Origin of the sequence: Aestuariivirga sp. (assembly GCF_046093005.1) — a bacterium.
Taxonomy (GTDB): domain Bacteria; phylum Pseudomonadota; class Alphaproteobacteria; order Rhizobiales; family Aestuariivirgaceae; genus Aestuariivirga.
Genome location: NZ_JBJTER010000064.1, coordinates 1 through 1723 on the forward strand (window position 1 = coordinate 1; position 1723 = coordinate 1723).

The window sequence follows — 1723 nt, forward strand, 5'->3', positions numbered from 1 at the left end:
CCCCAGGCGCGCGGCCGCTCGGAACGCCTGTTTCAGACCCTGCAGGACCGGCTGCCGAAGGAATTCAGGCTGGCCGGCGTGACGACGATGGAAGCCGCCAACCAGTTTCTGAAGGATGTCTATATCCCCGCCCACAACGCCGGGACTGTCAGGAATCTTGTGCGCGGGGCCGGTTAACATTTATTGGCCTATGAACCGTTCGCCGAAGATAACAGCGAACTGGGCCCGCGCTTCATTCCACTCCCGCGGCGCCCGTTTCCAGTCCGCTGAGGCGTGATTGAGAACAAGATAGATCAGTTTCATCGCCGCGTCATCCGTTGGAAAATGCCCCCTGGTTCTGACGGCGCGCCTGACCTTGGCGTTCAAGGCCTCGATGGCGTTCGTCGTGTAGATGATCCGCCGGACACTCTCGGGAAAGGCAAAGAACGGCACGATCTGGCTCCAGTTTCGCCGCCAGCTCTGGGCAATCGCCGGATAGCGCCGGCCCCAGGGACCGGCGTCGAAGTCTTCCAGGGCCTTGAGGCCGGCTTCGGCATCCCGGGCGCGGTAGATGGCCCGCAGGGCGGCCACGGCGGGCTTCCTGTCCTTCCACGACACGAAGCCGAGGGAGTGCCGGATCAGATGCACGATGCAGGTCTGGACAACGGTCTGCGGAAACACGGCGGTGATCGCTTCCGGAAAGCCCTTCAGCCCATCCACGACGGCAATCAGGATGTCGCCAATGCCCCGGTTCTTGAGCTCGTTCATGACCCGGAGCCAGAACTTGGCGCCTTCCGTCTGCTCGATCCAGATGCCCAGGATCTCTTTGTTGCCGTCAGGCAAGATCCCGAGTGCGATGTAGACCGCCTTGTTGCGAACGAAGCCTTCGTCGCGGATCTTGACCCGGATGGCATCGAAAAAGACAAGGGGATAGACCGCATCCAGCGGACGGTTCTGCCATTCGGCCACCTCCTCGAGAACGGCGTCGGTCACGGCCGATATGAGGTCGGGCGACACTTCGATGCCGTAAATCTCTTCCAGATGCGCTCGGATCTCCCGGACCGACAGCCCCCGCGCATACATCGAGATGATCTTCTCGTCGAAATCCGGGAAGCGCCGCTGGTACTTGGCGATGAGCTTCGGGTCGAAGCTTCCCGCCCGGTCCCGGGGAACCGATATGGTCAGCTTGGACGTACCTGTCAGAACCGTCTTCTTCGACGTGCCGTTGCGCCGGTTGCCGCCACTCTCCAGAGCCTCCCTTTCCAGATGCTCGTCCAACTCCGCGTCCAGTATCCGCTCGGACAGCGCCTTCTTCAGGTCGTCCAGCAGGCCATCTTTCGAAAACAGGTCTTTGGGATCACGTCCAGCCAGTAGCTGGTCCAGCAGTTCCTTGTCGATTGCCATAGGTGGTTCTCCTTTCCATCACTATGGCCCCGCGCACAAGATTCCTGACAGTCCCACCGGATGCTGAATGTGCTGGACGAGTTCACGCGGGAATGCCTTTCGATCAGGGTCGCCCGGAAGCTCAGATCAACGGACGTCATCGACGTTCTGTCCGATCTCTTCATCCTCCGGGGCGTGCCGGAGCACATACGGTCCGATCATGGCCCGGAGTTCGTCGCGAAGGCGGTTCAGGACTGGATCGCCGCCGTCGGCGCCAAAACAGCCTACATCGCGCCGGGCAGCCCGTGGGAGAACGGCTACATCGAGAGCTTCAATGCCCGCATCCGGGACGAGCTGCTTG

1 protein-coding gene and 1 pseudogene are annotated in these 1723 nt (G+C 61.5%); one reads left to right on the top strand and one right to left on the bottom strand.

Translation table 11 applies throughout. The features are described 5' to 3' along the window. Positions 1-180 precede the first annotated feature (180 nt). Positions 181-1383, bottom strand: a complete 1203-nt coding sequence (locus ACKOED_RS05305) for an IS256 family transposase (RefSeq protein ID WP_408915540.1) — start codon at positions 1381-1383, stop codon at positions 181-183. A 57-nt stretch (positions 1384-1440) separates the two neighbouring features. Here ACKOED_RS05305 and ACKOED_RS05310 point away from each other — a divergent pair. Beyond that, positions 1441-1723 (top strand): annotated as a pseudogene (locus tag ACKOED_RS05310) (DDE-type integrase/transposase/recombinase); the annotation flags it as partial.